Origin of the sequence: Streptomyces sp. NPDC025273, assembly GCF_040638585.1 — a bacterium.
In the GTDB taxonomy this organism is placed as follows: domain Bacteria; phylum Actinomycetota; class Actinomycetes; order Streptomycetales; family Streptomycetaceae; genus Streptomyces; species Streptomyces cinereorectus.
Genome location: NZ_JBEZYP010000008.1, coordinates 288,036 through 303,676 on the forward strand (window position 1 = coordinate 288,036; position 15,641 = coordinate 303,676).

Here is a 15,641-nt window from a genome sequence, read left to right on the forward strand (position 1 = left end):
GTCTGTCGGGCGGAGCCTGTCGGTTGTGGGGCGGTGGTGGGCGACGGGTGGGACTGTCAGGCGGGTACGACGTCCAGGGCTGCCGGGGCGCACTGTGCCGTGTGCATCGGCATGTCGGTCAGGCCCGGGTAGTAGATGTGCAGACTGACGGCCGGTTCGAGGGAGTCGTTGACGACCTCGTGGACGTATCCGGGGGCGAAGACGCGCTGCGCGCCGGTGTCCAGGGTGCGCGTCCCGCGCCCCGTGTGTTCCGTCAACTCGCCGTCCAGCACGGTGAGTACACCGGAGGACAGGCCGTGGTCGTGGCGTCCGCTGCCCTGGCCGGGGACCCAGCTGAGCAGCCACACCTCGTAGCCGAGCGGGGCCTCCCCTGTCCGACCGGAGCCGGGAGCCGGGGGAACCGCGTGCAGGCGGTGGTACCAGCGGGTGGTGGTGTCGTACCGGACGAGCGGGGCCCAGCGGGCGCGGTCGGCGGCGATGGTGCGGGCGAGTCCGACGAACTCGGCCACGGTGGAGGGATGGGGGCGGGCCGGCTGAAGGAGGTGCTGTACCTCGAGGATGTCGCCGGCGATCTGCAGGTCGCTGTCGCTGTTCATGGTTCCTCGGCATGGGGATGCGCGTGCGGGGGGTGTCGCGGAGAGCCGGAATGCGGTGAAGAGGGCTGGATCAGAGCTGGAGCGCTACGGGCTTCAACAGCTGTGACAGCTGGAACAGCAACAGCGGGCCTGAACAGCCGTACGGAACCCACGCATGGGGGTGGCGTACGTCGCTGCGGTCGCTTGCATGCCGTCAAGGAGACCGGCTCAGCCTGCCTTCTGTCAACCCGATGCCCAATTTGGCGGCAATCTTTCACTCCATTTGGTTTTCGAGGTTGAAGAAAGGTTTTGGCAGTTACAGGTGAGGCAAGGTGGCGCATCAACCGCGTCCCCAAACGCGGCCGCACGTCCGTGACCCGACTGTGATCTTGGTCGCTTCAGTGATCGAATCGAAACATGGGGGCGACCCCGGTCGTCCCACTCGGCGAGGAGTGACGCGTGACGAGGCTGGAGGCATATGTCAGGATTTTGGTGATTTGAACACTTTCTGCATACGCTTGGTTCCGCAGAGTGAATACCGAGGCCAATAGCAGATCTTCGCTTGACTGGCCCAGAGCTACACACTTGTAATTTCACTCGTGTCGTCCGGCCGTACCAGTAACGGCCGCATCACGGGGACGCAAGAGACAGACGAGGGGCGCACATGACCGAGCTGTTCCAGCAACTGCTGGTCGAGGACGCGGACGAGGAACTCGGCTGGCAGGAGCGCGCACTGTGCGCCCAGACAGACCCCGAGTCCTTCTTCCCGGAGAAGGGCGGCTCCACCCGCGAGGCCAAGAAGGTCTGTCTCGCCTGCGAAGTCCGTTCCGAATGCCTTGAGTACGCCCTCGCCAACGACGAACGGTTCGGTATCTGGGGCGGCCTCTCCGAGCGGGAGCGGCGCCGCCTCAAGAAGGCCGCCATCTGATCCACCACGTGCCCGGACCTCGGGTCATCGGCACGTCCGGATGCCTCCGTCTCCCGCCGTTCAGCCGCTCGGCGCAGGGCGGACATCCGTACCGTTAGTGTGGGGCCCCGTCCGAGAGACGCGCCAACGCCCCGCCGGGGCGGGCGTGTACACCGATGCAGCCCCCGGGGGGACGCCCCCTCCGGACCCGGCCGGAGGGCCCGTACCTCGATGTCCGTGCACAGCCACTCGGCGGCGCCGAACGCGGCCGCCGCCGCCCCCGAATTCCCCCGGCACGTCGTCACCGCCGTGCTCGTCTCCCATGACGGCGCACGCTGGCTGCCCGATGTGCTCGCCGGGCTGCTCGGGCAGGAACGCCCCGTACAGAACGTCGTCGCCGCCGACACGGGCAGCGCCGACGACTCCGCGCGCCTGGTCACCGAGGCGCTCGGCGGTGAGCGCGTGCTGCACCTCGCGCGCCGCACGAGCTTCGGCACCGCCGTCGACGAGGCGACCCGCACAGCGGGTGTCCTCGGCCCCGATGACCTGCCGTACCTGAAGCGCCCCAGCGGCTGGGACCCGGACACCCGGACCTGGCGCGACGACGCGTACGACCAGCCGGAACTCCCGCACGGCGAACCCGTCCAGTGGCTCTGGCTGCTGCACGACGACAGCGCACCCGAGCCCGGCGCGCTCGCCGAGATGCTGCGCGTGGCCGACAGCGACAAGCACGCCGCGATCGTGGGACCCAAGCTGCGCGGCTGGTACGACCGCAAGCAACTCCTCGAGGTCGGCGTCTCCATCGCCAACAGCGGACGCCGCTGGACCGGCCTCGACCGGCGCGAGCAGGACCAGGGCCAGCACGACCAGGTCCGTACGGTGCTCTCCGTCTCCTCCGCGGGCATGCTCATCCGCCGTGACATCTGGGAGGAGCTCGGCGGCTTCGACCGCCGGCTCCCGCTGATGCGTGACGACGTCGACCTCTGCTGGCGCGCCCACATGGCCGGCCACCGGGTCCTCGTCGCCCCCGACGCGGTCCTGCGGCATGCCGAGGCCTCCGCCAGGGAACGCCGTCCCATCGACTGCGCCGGACGCTCCGTCTCCAGCCCGCACCGCGTCGACAAGGCGGGCGCCGTCTACACGATGCTCGTCAACGCCCGCGGCAGGCAACTGCCCTGGGCCCTGCTCCGTCTCGTTCTCGGCACCCTGCTCCGTACCCTCGCCTACCTGGTGGGCAAGGTCCCCGGGCAGGCGCTCGACGAGGTCGCCGGACTCTTCGGCACCCTGCTGCGCCCGGGCAGGGTCATCGCCGGGCGCCGTGCACGGGGCAAGGGAGCCGTGGACGCCGCCGAGCTGCGCTCCCTCTTCCCGCCGCCCGGCGCCACCGTCCGCGCGACCGTCGAACAGATCGCGGGCAACTTCGGCAGCCGTGCCGACTCCGACTCCGGTGGTTCACGGCACGGAGTCGCCGAGTCCGGGCCCGGCGGTGACGACGCCGACTTCCTGGAGATCGAACAGTTCGCACGGCTCAAGCGGATCGGCCGCAAGCCCGGCCCGGTCCTCTTCGCGCTCCTGCTCCTCGTCTCGCTGGTCGCCTGCCGCGGCCTCCTCGGCGGCGGCGCGCTCGTGGGCGGCGCACTGCTGCCCGCGCCCGCCGACGTATCCGACCTCTGGGGACGGTACGCGGACGGCTGGCACCCGGTCGGTACCGGCGGCACCCAGACCGCGCCGCCCTACCTCGGCGTGATCGCCGCGCTCTCGGCGCTGTTCCTCGGCTCCACGGGCCTGGCCCTCACCGTGCTGCTGGTCTGCTCGGTCCCGCTCGCCGGGCTCACCGCCTACTTCGCCTCCCGGCCCCTCATCGAGTCCCGGCTCCTGCGGGCCTGGGCGAGCGTCGCCTACGCCTTCCTGCCCGCCGCGACCGGCGCGCTGGCCACCGGCCGCCTCGGCACCGCCGTGCTGGCCGTCCTGCTCCCGCCGATCGCCCGCGCGGCCGTCGCCGCGCACGGGATGCGCGGCGGGAGCGACGGCGGACGAGGCACCTGGCGTGCCACCTGGGCGTACACCCTGCTGCTCACCTTCACGATGGCGTTCACCCCGATCGTCTGGCCGCTCGCGGTGGTCCTCGGCATCGGGGTGCTCGTCCTGCGCCGGAGCGACATCGTCGCGTACGGACTGCGCTTCCTGGCCACCGTGAGCACCCCGCTGCTGGTCCTCGCACCCTGGTCGCTGTCCCTGCTGACCAGCCCGTCCGGCTTCCTGAAGGAGGCCGGCCTGGACACGGGTGCGGGCACGGCGACCGCCCTCGACCTGCTCGGCCTCAGCCCCGGCGGTCCCAAGGCGGCGGGTGGCGTCCTGCTGCTGGGCATCGTCCTGGCGGCGCTGGCCGCGCTGCTGCGCGGGGAGCGGCAGTTCGCGATCCGTACCGCCTGGGCCGTGGCGCTCGTCGGCCTGCTCTTCGCGGGCCTCTCCAACGGATCCACCTGGGCGGGTCCCGCCACACTCGTCTACGGCATCGCGCTGATCGGTGCCGCGGTGCTCGGCGCCGACGGCGCCCGGGTGCGGGTCGCGGCGCTCAGCTTCGGCTGGCGCCAGCCGGTCGCCGCGCTCATCGCCCTGGCCGCCGCTGCCGCCCCCGCGCTGGCCGCGGCCGGCTGGATGATCGGCGGCGCGGCCGGACCGCTGGAGCGCCGCGACCCGGTGCAGGTGCCCGCGTTCGTCGCGGAGGAGAGCGCCACCCGGGACCAGCCGCGCACCCTGGTCCTCGGCGGTTCGTCACCGGCCGCCGTCTCGTACAGCCTGGTCCGTGGCTCGGGCGCCCGCCTCGGCGACGCCGAGCTCACCGAGGCGGGCGGCAGCAACCCCCACCTCGACAAGGTCGTCGGCAACCTGGTCGCGGGCTCCGGCGCCGACCAGGGCAGCCAGCTGAGCGGTTTCGCGATCCGCTACGTCCTCGTACGGGACGGGGCGCCGCGGCAGATGAGCCGGGTGCTCGACTCGACCCCCGGACTGAGCCGGCTCAGCCAGCTGGACGGCAGCGCACTGTGGCGCGTCGACCGGCAGGTCTCCCGACTCATGATCATTCCGTCCGGCGAGGGCGCCGAGCCCGTGCCCGTCGGCTCGCTGCCCGTCGAGGCCCACACGAAGATCCCGGAGGGCGGCTCCGGCCGGGTGCTGCGGATCGCCGACGGCGCTGACCCGCGCTGGCGGGCCACGCTGAACGGCGAGGCCCTGACACCGAAGACCGTGGACGGCTGGGCACAGGGCTTCACGCTCCCCTCCGAGGGCGGCACGCTGGACCTCACCTACGACACCCCGGTCACGCACACCGCCTGGATCTGGACCCAGGTGGGTCTCGGAGTCGTCCTGGTGGTCCTGGCACTGCCGGGCCGTCGCCGGGAGATCGACGACGACCTGCCCGAGGAGACCGGGACCGTGCCGGCCGAGCCGGTCGCCGGCGAGGGACGCCGGGCGCGCAGGCTGCGCGCGGCGGCCCAGGCGGAAGCGGCGACGCCGGGCGAGGAGGGCCAGGAGGCCGCGTACGAGGCTCCGTACGCCCAGGACGCAACTGCTGCCCCGGACGTCCCCGAGCCTGCGGCAGCACCGGGCGAGTACATCCCGGCCCAGCGGAACGCCGAACCGTACGCGGCGGCCCCGGACGACCAGGACGGCACCGGTACCTACGCGTCGGTGCCGCGGCAGAACGACGGTCAGCCGTACTACGACCAGCAGAACTACGGTCAGCAGAACTACGGGGAGTGGGACGCCCAGCAGTACCAGGGCGCCGGCAACGGCCAGTACCAGGGCGCACAGGACGGCCAGTACTACCAGGCCGATCCGTACCAGCACGACGCCCACCAGCAGCAGGGTGCCTACGACCCGTACGGCTACGCCCAGCAGCAGCCCTACGCCACGGGGACGGGCGAAGCCGCCCCCTACGACGGGCACGACGAGAACCCAGCCCCGGGCCAGGGCCCGTGGCCGACCGGCAACGCATCGCGAGGCGAGTCCGAGTGAAGTCCACCCCCCTGTCCCTCATCGCGGGCGCAGTCGCCCTCGCCGCCGTCACCGGATTCGCCGCGCTCACCGCGCCCGGCGACGGGGACGCACCGGAGGCGAAGGCCGCCGCCCGGCTCCCCGTCGAGCGCTCCAGCCTGCTCTGCCCGGCGCCCAGCAGCTCCGACCTGGCGGACACGACCTACACGTCCTTCACCCCTGCGGGGGAGAGCGGCGGTGACGCCGGCACCGCCGAGCTGATGCCGTCCGTGCCGCTCCCGGTGGACGAGGACGACGTGGCGGCCGAGAAGGACGAGGAGAAGGAGAAGGAGAAGAAGCCGGCGGCCGACGAGCCCGTCGTCACGCTCAAGGACTCCGGCAAGCCGGCCACGGCCGACACCTCCGCATCCGACGCCCCGGCCCTCATCGGCACCGCCACCGGCCGGCTGGCCCCGGGCTGGACGGCCCAGCAGACCACCATGACCGCCGCGGGCGAGGCCCGCGGCCTCCTCGGCGTCAGCTGCACGGCCCCGGACACGGACTTCTGGTTCCCGGGCGCCGGCACGGCGGCGACGCGGCAGGACTACGTCCATCTCACCAACCCGGACGACACGGCAGCGGTGGCCGACATCGAGCTGTTCGGCCCCGAGGGCCCCCTCGCGTCCGACACCGGCGAAGGGATCACGGTGCCGGCCAGGTCGAGCGTCGCGCTGCTGATCCCGACCCTGACCACCGAGGCCGTCGACGACGTGACCGTCCACGTCACCACCCGGACGGGACGCGTCGGCGCGGTCGTCCGGGTCGCCGAGAACGACGCGGGCAGCGACTGGCTGACCGCCTCCACCGACCCGGCACAGACCCTGGTCCTGCCCGGCATCCCGGCCGACGCCACGTCCGTACAGCTGGTGGCCTTCGCGCCGGGTGAGGACGACGCGGACGTGAAGGTGCAGCTCATGGGGAAGAACGCGACGTTCTCACCGGCCGGGAACGACAGCCTGCACATCAAGTCCCGGATGACCGCGAGCGTCGACCTCAAGAACGTCACCCGGGGGGAGCCCGGCTCGATCCGGCTGTCCCCGGCCGAAGGGGAGGGGACGCCGGTCGTCGCCGCGCTGCGCGTGGTGCGCGGCAAGGGCGACAAGCAGGAGATCGCGTACATCCCGGCGACCGGGCCGGTGGGCGACCGGGCGAGCGTGGCCGACAACCGGGCGAAGGGTTCGGTGCTCTCCCTGACCGCGCCGGGCGGCACCGCCGAGGTGGAGGTGACCGCGTCCGCGGGCAGCGAGGGCGGCGAGAAGACCGTCAAGACGTACACCGTCAAGGGCGGTACGACGCTGGAGGTCACCCCCGAGGTCCCGTCCGGGCTCAAGGGCGGATACGCGCTGACGGTGAGGACGCGGTCGGGCGGCCCCGTCCACGCCGCCCGCACGCTCACGCTCACCGAGGGCGGCATCGAGATGTTCACCGTTCAGACGCTGCCCGACGACGGCGGCACGGTCGAGGTGCCCGTGGCGGAGCAGGACCTCTCCGTTCTGGACGACTGAGGCCGACGCGCGCTGTGGGCGGGCAGGCCCTGCCCGCCCACAGCGCGCGTCGCTCAGTCCTGCCCGTAGCGTGGGTCGACCGACTCGGGTGACAGGCCCAGCAGTTCCGCGACCTGCTCCACCACGACCTCGTGCACCAGCAGGGCGCGCTCGTCGCGGCTCTTGGTGCGGATCTCGACGGGGCGCCGGTAGACGACGATCTGTGCGGGCTGTCCCTTCACGGCGGACACCGCACTGCCCAGCGGCACTGTGCCCTCCGGGGACCGTGGCACGTCGAGGACCAGGAAATCGACCTCCGCCAGCTGCGGCCAGCGCCGTTCCAGCCGCTCCACCGAGTCCTGGACCAGATCGCGGAAGCTCTCCGCCCTGCTGACCGACAGCGGCACCTGGGGCGGGGCGACCGGCCCGCGCATGCCGCGGCCATGGCGGTCGCGACGGCGGGGCCGGGGCTCGGACGGGTGGGGCGGCGGTACAGGACTGTCCATCACCGACGCAGCGTAACGCTCCTCCGGCCGCCCGGATCACGGCTTCTCCGCAGGTCGGCCTGATGTCCGTACCTGAACATTCCGGCCAAGGTTGAGTCCGGATCAGGCCCCGCATCCGACCTTTGATCCTCCGTCGAACGACTGCTTGTGGGCTCCAGGGAGACCGGTACGGAGGCCGGAGCCACCGGCGCGGAACGGCTGCCGTGCAGGTCAGGGCGACTGCGGGAGAGCCGTCGCGGCCAGGGTGCACCGGGCGACACGAGGGGATGACCTGAGGGAGAGTCGTCGCAGCCCGTTCAAGAGTGCGGTACCGTCCAACATCGTGAGCCCTGTACGTCGCTGTTCGCGAACCGCGTGCGGCCGTCCCGCCGTCGCGACACTGACGTACGTCTATGCCGACTCGACCGCGGTCCTCGGCCCGCTCGCCACCTATGCCGAGCCCCACTGCTACGACCTCTGCGCCGAGCACGGTGAGCGCCTCACCGCACCGCGCGGCTGGGAAGTCGTCCGGCTGTCAGACCCCTCGGTTCCCACGCGCCCCAGCGGTGACGACCTCGAAGCGCTCGCCAACGCCGTGCGCGAAGCGGCCCGGCCGCACGAACGTCGCCCCGACGCCCCGGGCCGGGGGCCGCGCGCCGCCGACCCGGTGGAGGTCGCACGCCGTGGCCATCTGCGGGTGCTGCGCTCCCCGGACTCCTGACACCCGGCCCGGTCACGCTCGACCGCCGGTCACCTGCCCGGTGTGACGGCGCGGAGCAGGGCGGTGCCGGGTGGCCGCCGCGACCGCTCCCCTGACGTGCGGTGTGTGCCCGCCGGGTAGTTTGGGCGGTCCGCAGAGACCCCCAGGAGGACCGGCCGTGGTTGCTGACCTGTCGCAGCTCGTGAAGGCGTACGACGTGCGTGGAGTCGTGCCCGACCAGTGGGACGAGCCGCTCGCCGAACTGTTCGGCGCCGCCTTCGTCCAGGTCACCGGCGCGGACGCGATCGTCATAGGCCACGACATGCGGCCCTCCTCACCCGGCCTGTCCCGGGCCTTCGCCCGTGGCGCGACGGCCCGCGGTGCCGACGTGACGATGATCGGGCTCTGCTCGACGGACCAGCTGTACTACGCCTCCGGGGCGCTCGACCTGCCCGGAGCGATGTTCACGGCCTCGCACAACCCGGCTCGGTACAACGGCATCAAGATGTGCCGCGCCGGAGCGGCGCCCGTCGGCCAGGACACCGGCCTGTCCGAGATCCGCACCCTGGTCGAACAGTGGTCGGAGCTCGGCGCCCCGGCCACGACCGCCACCACGCCCGGCACGGTCACCGAACGGGACACGCTCACCGACTACGCCGCGCACCTGCTGGGCCTCGTCGAGCTCGCAGGGATCCGCCCCCTCAAGGTCGTCGTCGACGCGGGCAACGGCATGGGCGGCCACACCGTCCCGACCGTCTTCGCTGGCCTCCCGCTCGACCTCGTACCCCTGTACTTCGAGCTGGACGGCACCTTCCCGAACCACGAGGCGAACCCCCTCGACCCGAAGAACATCGTCGACCTCCAGGCCCGCGTCCTCGCCGAGGGCGCCGACCTCGGCCTCGCCTTCGACGGCGACGCGGACCGCTGCTTCGTCGTCGACGAGCGGGGCGCGGGGGTGTCCCCGTCCGCGATCACGGCCCTGGTCGCCGCCCGCGAACTCGCCCGCAACGGCGGCAGGGGCACCGTCATCCACAACCTGATCACCTCCTGGTCGGTTCCGGAGGTGGTCCGGGAGAACGGCGGAACCCCCGTCCGTACCCGCGTCGGCCATTCCTTCATCAAGGCGGAGATGGCCGAGCACGGCGCGATCTTCGGGGGCGAGCACTCCGCGCACTACTACTTCCGCGACTTCTGGAACGCCGACACCGGCATGCTCGCCGCCCTGCACGTCCTGGCGGCGCTCGGCGGCCAGGAGGGCCCGCTCTCCGGACTCGTCGACCGCTACGACCGCTACGCCGGCTCGGGGGAGATCAATTCCACCGTCGCCGACCAGGCGGACCGGCTCGCGGCGATCCGGGCCGCGTACGGGAGCCGCGACGACGTCACCCTCGACGAGCTCGACGGGCTCACGGCCACCGGCGAGGACTGGTGGTTCAACCTCCGTGCCTCCAACACCGAGCCGCTGCTGCGCCTGAACGTCGAGGCCCGCGACGAGAAGACGATGGCGGCGGTACGGGACGAGGTCCTGGCCGTGGTCCGCGCGTAGACGCGGCGGGTGCCCCGCACACCCGCGGGTACCGGCACATGCCCCGCCGGGCAGGGCCTGCCGGGCCGCGCCCCTGTCGGCCCGGCGGTAGGCTGACGACGCCCCAGCCCCGCGGACCGAACCGGCCCGCACCTGATCCTGACCGCATGCTCGAAGGGACCCACCCATGCCGCTCGAAGCCGGCCTCCTGGAGATCCTCGCCTGCCCGGCCTGCCACGCAGCGCTCGACGACCGGTCCGCGGCCGAAACCCCGGAGCTGGTCTGCACCGGCGCGGACTGCGGTCTGGCCTACCCGGTCCGGGACGGCATCCCGGTGCTCCTCGTCGACGAGGCCCGCCGCCCCGCCTGACCACGGGACGCGCGCACCCCGCATCCCACACCATGATCAGCACGGTGATCGGAGGCCCACCCGCCATGCTCGACGAGTCGTTGCTCGACGCCCCGGAAGCCCTGGCCCGAGCCGACCGGCGCGGTCTGCTCCGCGGAGCCGCCGAGGCCGGGGCCCGCGTCCGCACCGCCGCCCGGCACGCCGCCGAAGCGGGCATCGGCGGCCTGACCCCCGAAGGCCGGCCCCGTGCCGTCCTCGTCGCGGGGCCCGGCACCGCCGCGTCCGGCGTCGCCGACCTGATCGGCGCCCTCGCGGGCGCCGCCGCGCCCGTCATCCCGATCCGTCCCACCGGAGTCGCCGCCGCCGCCGGAGCCCTGCGCTGGGCGCTGCCCGGATGGGCCGGATCCGTCGACCTGCTGCTCATCGCCACGGCGGACGGGTCGGAGCCCGGCCTCGCCCTGCTCGCCGAGCAGGCGTACCGCCGCGGCTGTACGGTCGTCGCCGTCGCCCCTGTCCGGTCGCCGCTGCGCGAGGCCGTCGACGGCGTCCACGGACTCGTCGTCCCGATGGCCGCCGCCCCGCACGGGGAGTACGACGCCGAGACCTCGGCTGCGGGCCCCGGGACGCTCTGGGCGCTGCTCACCCCGCTGCTGGCCCTGCTGGACCGGATGGGCATGATCGACGCGCCCCCCGAGGCGCTGGCGAAGGCCGCCGATCGTCTCGACCGCACCGCCGAACGCTGCGGCCCGGCCATCGCCACGTACAGCAACCCGGCCAAGACGCTTGCCGCGGAGCTCGCCGACAGCCTGCCCCTCGTCTGGACGGAGGGCGATGCCGCCGGTCCGGTCGGGCGCAGGTTCGCCGCCGTGCTGGCCGAGCTCGCCGGCCGCCCCGCCCTCGTCAAGGAGCTCCCCGAGGCGCTGCCCTCCCACGGGACGCTGCTCGCCGGGGCCTTCGCCGCGGGGGCCGACCCCGATGACTTCTTCCGCGACCGGGTGGACGAGCCCGAGGCGATGCGGGCCCGCGTCGTCCTGCTCCGCGACCGGCCCGCCGGCGGTCTCACCGCCGGGCCGGCCGCCCGCGAGCTGGCCCTCAGCCACGACACGGCCATCAGCGAACTCGAACCCGAGGAGGGCAGCGCACTCGAAGCGCTCGCCGAGCTCCTCGCGGTCACCGACTTCGCCGCCGTCTATCTCTCCCTGGCCGCCGACAACCGGGCGTGACGGCGCCGCTTCCCGCGCCGTTTCCCTCCCCGTTCCCTCAGCCTGTTTCCCTGTTCGGCACCACGCCCGCGCACCACACGAGGACGAACCACCATGGACCGGCTCTCCAACACCGTGCGCCCCTACGCCTGGGGCTCCACCACGGCCATCCCCGAGCTGCTCGGCGTCGCTCCCACCGGCGAACCGCAGGCCGAGATGTGGATGGGCGCCCACCCGGGAGCCCCCTCCCGCCTCACGCGTCCCACAGCCGACGGAGCGGCGCAGGCCGTCGAGGACATCGCCACCGAGCAGGCCGCCGCGGAACAGTCCCTCACCGACGTCATCGCCGCGGACCCCGAACGCGAACTGGGCCCGGCGGCCGTACGCGCCTTCGGCCCCCGTCTTCCCTTCCTGCTCAAGCTCCTCGCGGCAGGTGCCCCGCTCTCCCTCCAGGTCCACCCCGACCTCGTCCAGGCACAGCAGGGGTACGCGGACGAGGAGCGCCGGGGCGTCCCGGTCGACGCGCCCCGGCGCACGTACAAGGACGCCAACCACAAACCCGAGCTGATCTGCGCGCTCACTCCCTTCGACGGTCTGTGCGGCTTCCGCAGGCCCGCCGAAGCGGCCGACGCGATAGCCGCCCTCGGCGTCGACTCCCTGAAGCCGTACGTGGACCTGCTCCGCGCCCGTCCCGAAGAGGCGGCCCTGCGCGAGGTTCTCACGGCGATCCTCACGGCCGATCCGGCCGAGATGGCCCACACGGTCGACGAGGCGGCCGAGGCCGCCGAACGGCTCGGCGGCCCCCATGCCCCGTACGCGCGGATCGCCCACCACTACCCCGGCGACCCCGGCGTCATCGCGGCCATGCTGCTGAACTACGTACAACTGCAGCCCGGCGAGGCCATGTTCCTCGGTTCGGGCGTGCCGCACGCCTACCTCGGAGGTCTCGGCGTCGAGATCATGGCCAACTCCGACAACGTGCTGCGCTGCGGGCTGACCCCCAAGCACGTCGATGTCCCCGAATTGCTGCGCATCGTCCGCTTCGAGGCCACCGAGCCCGGGATTCTGCGGCCCGAGGCCTCACCCACCGGCGAAGAGGTGTACGAGACACCGGTCGACGAATTCAGGCTGTCGCGCTACGTCCTGGCGTCCGGCGGTTCACCCGTCGACCTGACGGCGAACACTCCGCAGATCCTTCTCTGCACGGCCGGCGCCCCACGGGCAGGAGAGATCACCCTCGCGCCGGGCGAATCCGTGTTCGTCCCGGCGGACGAAACGGTCGAAGTGGACGGTACGGGGACGCTCTTCCGCTCCACCGTGGTGGTCTGACGTACCGTCCGCACCAGCGGCTGCAACAATGTCCGGCCGTACCGCGGCGCCCGTGCCGCAGCACCGAGGAAGGGACACCAGGCACCCATGAGCGCGTCAGGCGGAACCAAGGCGATCGTGGCGGCACTCGCCGCCAACCTCGCCATCGCAGTGGCCAAATTCGTGGCGTTCCTCTTCAGTGGCTCGTCATCGATGCTCGCGGAGAGCGTCCACTCGCTCGCGGACTCCGGCAACCAGGGCCTCCTGCTGCTCGGTGGCAAGAAGGCCCAGCGCGAGGCGACCCCCCAGCACCCCTTCGGCTACGGACGCGAGCGCTACATCTACGCGTTCCTCGTCTCCATCGTGCTGTTCTCCGTCGGTGGCATGTTCGCGATCTACGAGGGCTACGAGAAGATCAAGCACCCGCACGAGATCGAGGCCTGGTACTGGCCGGTCGGCGTGCTGGTCTTCGCGATCATCGCCGAGAGCTTCTCCTTCCGTACGGCGATCGTCGAGTCCAACCTGACGCGCGGCAAGCTCTCCTGGACGGAGTTCGTCCGCCGCGCCAAGGCCCCAGAGCTGCCCGTCGTCCTCCTCGAGGACCTCGGCGCGCTCGTCGGTCTGATCCTGGCCCTCGCGGGCGTCAGCCTGGCCCTGGGCACCGGCAACGGTGTGTGGGACGGCATCGGCACCCTCTGCATCGGCATCCTGCTGATCGTCATCGCGATCGTGCTCGCCGCGGAGACGAAGTCGCTGCTGCTCGGTGAGGCGGCCGGGGTCGACGAGGTGGAGAGGATCAAGGGCGCGGTGGTCGACGGGGACACCGTCACCCGCATCATCCACATGCGTACGCTCCACCTCGGCCCCGAGGAGCTGCTGGTCGCCGCCAAGATCGCGGTCCGGCACGACGAGTCGGCCGCCGAGGTCGCCGATGCCATCAACGCGGCGGAGAGCCGGATCCGTGCGGCCGTCCCGATCGCCCGGGTCATCTACCTGGAGCCGGACATCTACGACGAGGAAGCGGCCGCGTCCGGCACCAACCCGGGCAAGGCCCCGGGCGGCCCGTCGGGCTCCTCGAACCCCTCGGACCCGGATTCTCCGAGCGCTCCGGCCTCACCCGGTTCTCCGGCCGGATCCGGCCACTGACACGCCGAGCTTCGGCCCCGTACGGCCCGTGAGCGCTTCCGATGCCCGTGTGGGCTGGGGCTCACTGGGCCGTTCGGTGTAGATTCGTCGCAGTACCAGACGTCGCTGCTGATGGCGGTCGATCGGCTCGCAGGCGCGGGCCGGCCGAGGGAGAGAGGGCCTCCGACGGACTGCGCTGCGACTGCCCGGGCATTCGTGTGTTCGCGCAGCCGCAGAGCCAGCCAGCCCACTGCCGACCCATCACGAGGAGCAGCCCGTTATGACGACGGCCGCCAATCGCCAGGACTTCAAGGTCGCCGACCTTTCCCTCGCCCCCTTCGGGCGCAAGGAGATCACCCTCGCCGAGCACGAGATGCCCGGCCTGATGTCGATCCGCAAGGAGTACGCCGCCACGCAGCCGCTGGCCGGTGCCCGCATCACCGGTTCGCTGCACATGACGGTGCAGACCGCGGTACTCATCGAGACCCTCGTCGCCCTGGGTGCCGAGGTCCGCTGGGCCTCCTGCAACATCTTCTCCACCCAGGACCACGCGGCCGCCGCCATCGCGGTCGGCCCGGACGGCACTCCTGACGCCCCCGCAGGCGTTCCGGTCTTCGCCTGGAAGGGCGAGACGCTGGAGGAGTACTGGTGGTGCACGGAGCAGGCTCTGACCTGGCCCAACACCCCCACCGGCGGTCCGAACATGATCCTCGACGACGGTGGTGACGCCACCCTCCTCGTCCACAAGGGCGTCGAGTTCGAGAAGGCGGGTGCCGCCCCGGACCCGTCGACCGCGGACAGCGAGGAGTACGCGTACATCCTCACCCTGCTGAACCGCACCCTCGGCGAGTCCCCGCAGAAGTGGACCCAGCTGGCATCGGAGATCCGCGGTGTCACCGAGGAGACCACGACCGGTGTGCACCGGCTGTACGAGATGCACCGCGACGGCACCCTCCTGTTCCCGGCGATCAACGTCAACGACGCCGTCACCAAGTCGAAGTTCGACAACAAGTACGGCTGCCGCCACTCGCTGATCGACGGCATCAACCGCGCCACCGACGTCCTGATCGGCGGAAAGACCGCCGTCGTCTGCGGCTACGGCGACGTGGGCAAGGGCTGCGCGGAGTCCCTCCGCGGCCAGGGCGCCCGGGTGATCATCACCGAGATCGACCCGATCTGTGCCCTGCAGGCGGCGATGGACGGCTACCAGGTCGCCACGCTCGACGACGTCGTGGAGACCGCCGACATCTTCATCACCACGACGGGCAACAAGGACATCATCATGGCCGGCGACATGGCCAGGATGAAGCACCAGGCCATCGTCGGGAACATCGGTCACTTCGACAACGAGATCGACATGGCGGGCCTGGCGAAGATCGACGGCATCGTCAAGGACGAGGTCAAGCCGCAGGTCCACACCTGGACGTTCACCGACGGCAAGGTCCTGATCGTGCTGTCCGAGGGCCGCCTGCTGAACCTGGGCAACGCCACCGGCCACCCCTCGTTCGTCATGTCCAACTCGTTCGCGGACCAGACCCTGGCCCAGATCGAGCTGTACACGAAGCCCGAGGCGTACCCGACCGACGTCTACGTGCTCCCCAAGCACCTGGACGAGAAGGTGGCCCGCCTCCACCTCGACGCTCTGGGCGTGAGGCTCACGACCCTGCGTCAGGAGCAGGCCGACTACATCGGTGTCCCCGTCGAGGGCCCCTACAAGTCCGACCTCTACCGCTACTGAGCCGCCCGCCGGCCACCCGGCCGACGGAATCTCAGCAGCATCAGCACGTACGAGCGCAGGCCCCCGCACCCCTTGGGTTCTAACGGTCCTCGCAACACCCGCGATCTGTGGGAGTTGCGAGGACCGTGGTCGTTGGACGCGATGACGTTGCGAGGCTGAGGGAGCGTTTCCTTGCCCGGCTGGATGCTGTGGGGAACGTGACGGTGGT

12 protein-coding genes are annotated in these 15,641 nt (G+C 72.0%); 10 read left to right on the top strand and 2 right to left on the bottom strand.

The features are described 5' to 3' along the window. Nucleotides 1-56: 56 nt before the first annotated feature. Nucleotides 57-596, bottom strand: coding sequence for a cysteine dioxygenase family protein (locus AB0F38_RS16490; protein WP_361892893.1), 540 nt, complete (start codon nt 594-596; stop codon nt 57-59). A gap of 643 nt (nt 597-1,239) precedes the next feature. Here AB0F38_RS16490 and AB0F38_RS16495 point away from each other — a divergent pair. The 3 genes from AB0F38_RS16495 (at nt 1,240) to AB0F38_RS16505 (ending at nt 7,022) form a co-directional block, all read left to right on the top strand. Further along, nucleotides 1,240-1,503 carry a WhiB family transcriptional regulator gene (locus AB0F38_RS16495; protein WP_014046372.1) on the top strand — a complete coding sequence of 88 codons (264 nt, stop codon included), beginning with the start codon at nt 1,240-1,242 and terminating at the stop codon, nt 1,501-1,503. A 210-nt stretch (nt 1,504-1,713) separates the two neighbouring features. Continuing rightward, nucleotides 1,714-5,499 (top strand): glycosyltransferase, encoded by a 3,786-nt coding sequence (locus AB0F38_RS16500; protein ID WP_361892896.1) that lies wholly within the window; start codon nt 1,714-1,716, stop codon nt 5,497-5,499. Next, the gene (locus AB0F38_RS16505) at nt 5,496-7,022 is read left to right on the top strand and encodes a DUF5719 family protein (RefSeq protein WP_361892898.1); all 1,527 of its coding nucleotides are present in this window, start codon (nt 5,496-5,498) and stop codon (nt 7,020-7,022) included. Before AB0F38_RS16500 ends, AB0F38_RS16505 begins: the two co-directional genes overlap by 4 nt. Nucleotides 7,023-7,075: 53 nt before the next feature. Here AB0F38_RS16505 and AB0F38_RS16510 read toward each other — a convergent pair whose 3' ends face one another. After that, nucleotides 7,076-7,507: a metallopeptidase family protein gene (locus AB0F38_RS16510; RefSeq protein WP_361892954.1), complete on the bottom strand. Its 432-nt coding sequence runs from the start codon at nt 7,505-7,507 to the stop codon at nt 7,076-7,078. A 322-nt stretch (nt 7,508-7,829) separates the two neighbouring features. On the opposite strand from AB0F38_RS16510, the gene AB0F38_RS16515 reads away from it, so the two are divergent. From AB0F38_RS16515 to ahcY, 7 genes are all read left to right on the top strand, one after another. Then, the gene (locus AB0F38_RS16515) at nt 7,830-8,207 is read left to right on the top strand and encodes a DUF3499 domain-containing protein (RefSeq protein ID WP_361892901.1); all 378 of its coding nucleotides are present in this window, start codon (nt 7,830-7,832) and stop codon (nt 8,205-8,207) included. Nucleotides 8,208-8,364: 157 nt separating this feature from the next. Continuing rightward, nucleotides 8,365-9,732, top strand: a complete 1,368-nt coding sequence (locus AB0F38_RS16520; RefSeq protein WP_361892904.1) for a phosphomannomutase/phosphoglucomutase — start codon at nt 8,365-8,367, stop codon at nt 9,730-9,732. Between the two features lie 166 nt (nt 9,733-9,898). After that, nucleotides 9,899-10,081 (top strand): Trm112 family protein, encoded by a 183-nt coding sequence (locus tag AB0F38_RS16525; protein ID WP_361892907.1) that lies wholly within the window; start codon nt 9,899-9,901, stop codon nt 10,079-10,081. Nucleotides 10,082-10,146: 65 nt separating this feature from the next. Next, nucleotides 10,147-11,283: an SIS domain-containing protein gene (locus AB0F38_RS16530; RefSeq protein ID WP_361892957.1), complete on the top strand. Its 1,137-nt coding sequence runs from the start codon at nt 10,147-10,149 to the stop codon at nt 11,281-11,283. 93 nt (nt 11,284-11,376) lie between these two features. Then, entirely contained in the window at nt 11,377-12,591 is a 1,215-nt protein-coding gene (manA, locus tag AB0F38_RS16535; RefSeq protein ID WP_361892909.1) for a mannose-6-phosphate isomerase, class I, read from the top strand. An 87-nt stretch (nt 12,592-12,678) separates the two neighbouring features. Continuing rightward, entirely contained in the window at nt 12,679-13,716 is a 1,038-nt protein-coding gene (locus AB0F38_RS16540) for a cation diffusion facilitator family transporter (RefSeq protein ID WP_361892912.1), read from the top strand. Between the two features lie 259 nt (nt 13,717-13,975). Continuing rightward, nucleotides 13,976-15,433, top strand: a complete 1,458-nt coding sequence (ahcY, locus tag AB0F38_RS16545; protein ID WP_361892915.1) for an adenosylhomocysteinase — start codon at nt 13,976-13,978, stop codon at nt 15,431-15,433. The last annotated feature ends 208 nt before the right edge of the window (nt 15,434-15,641 follow it).

Bases quoted from the DNA above. Each gene is read 5' to 3' on its own strand.
- AB0F38_RS16540 (WP_361892912.1), top strand. From the start codon at position 12,679: ATGAGCGCGTCAGGCGGAACCAAGGCGATCGTGGCGGCACTCGCCGCC.
- AB0F38_RS16500 (WP_361892896.1), top strand. From the start codon at position 1,714: ATGTCCGTGCACAGCCACTCGGCGGCGCCGAACGCGGCCGCCGCCGCC.
- AB0F38_RS16530 (WP_361892957.1), top strand. From the start codon at position 10,147: ATGCTCGACGAGTCGTTGCTCGACGCCCCGGAAGCCCTGGCCCGAGCC.
- AB0F38_RS16525 (WP_361892907.1), top strand. From the start codon at position 9,899: ATGCCGCTCGAAGCCGGCCTCCTGGAGATCCTCGCCTGCCCGGCCTGC.
- manA (WP_361892909.1), top strand. From the start codon at position 11,377: ATGGACCGGCTCTCCAACACCGTGCGCCCCTACGCCTGGGGCTCCACC.
- AB0F38_RS16490 (WP_361892893.1), bottom strand. From the start codon at position 596: ATGAACAGCGACAGCGACCTGCAGATCGCCGGCGACATCCTCGAGGTA.
- ahcY (WP_361892915.1), top strand. From the start codon at position 13,976: ATGACGACGGCCGCCAATCGCCAGGACTTCAAGGTCGCCGACCTTTCC.
- AB0F38_RS16495 (WP_014046372.1), top strand. From the start codon at position 1,240: ATGACCGAGCTGTTCCAGCAACTGCTGGTCGAGGACGCGGACGAGGAA.
- AB0F38_RS16510 (WP_361892954.1), bottom strand. From the start codon at position 7,507: ATGGACAGTCCTGTACCGCCGCCCCACCCGTCCGAGCCCCGGCCCCGC.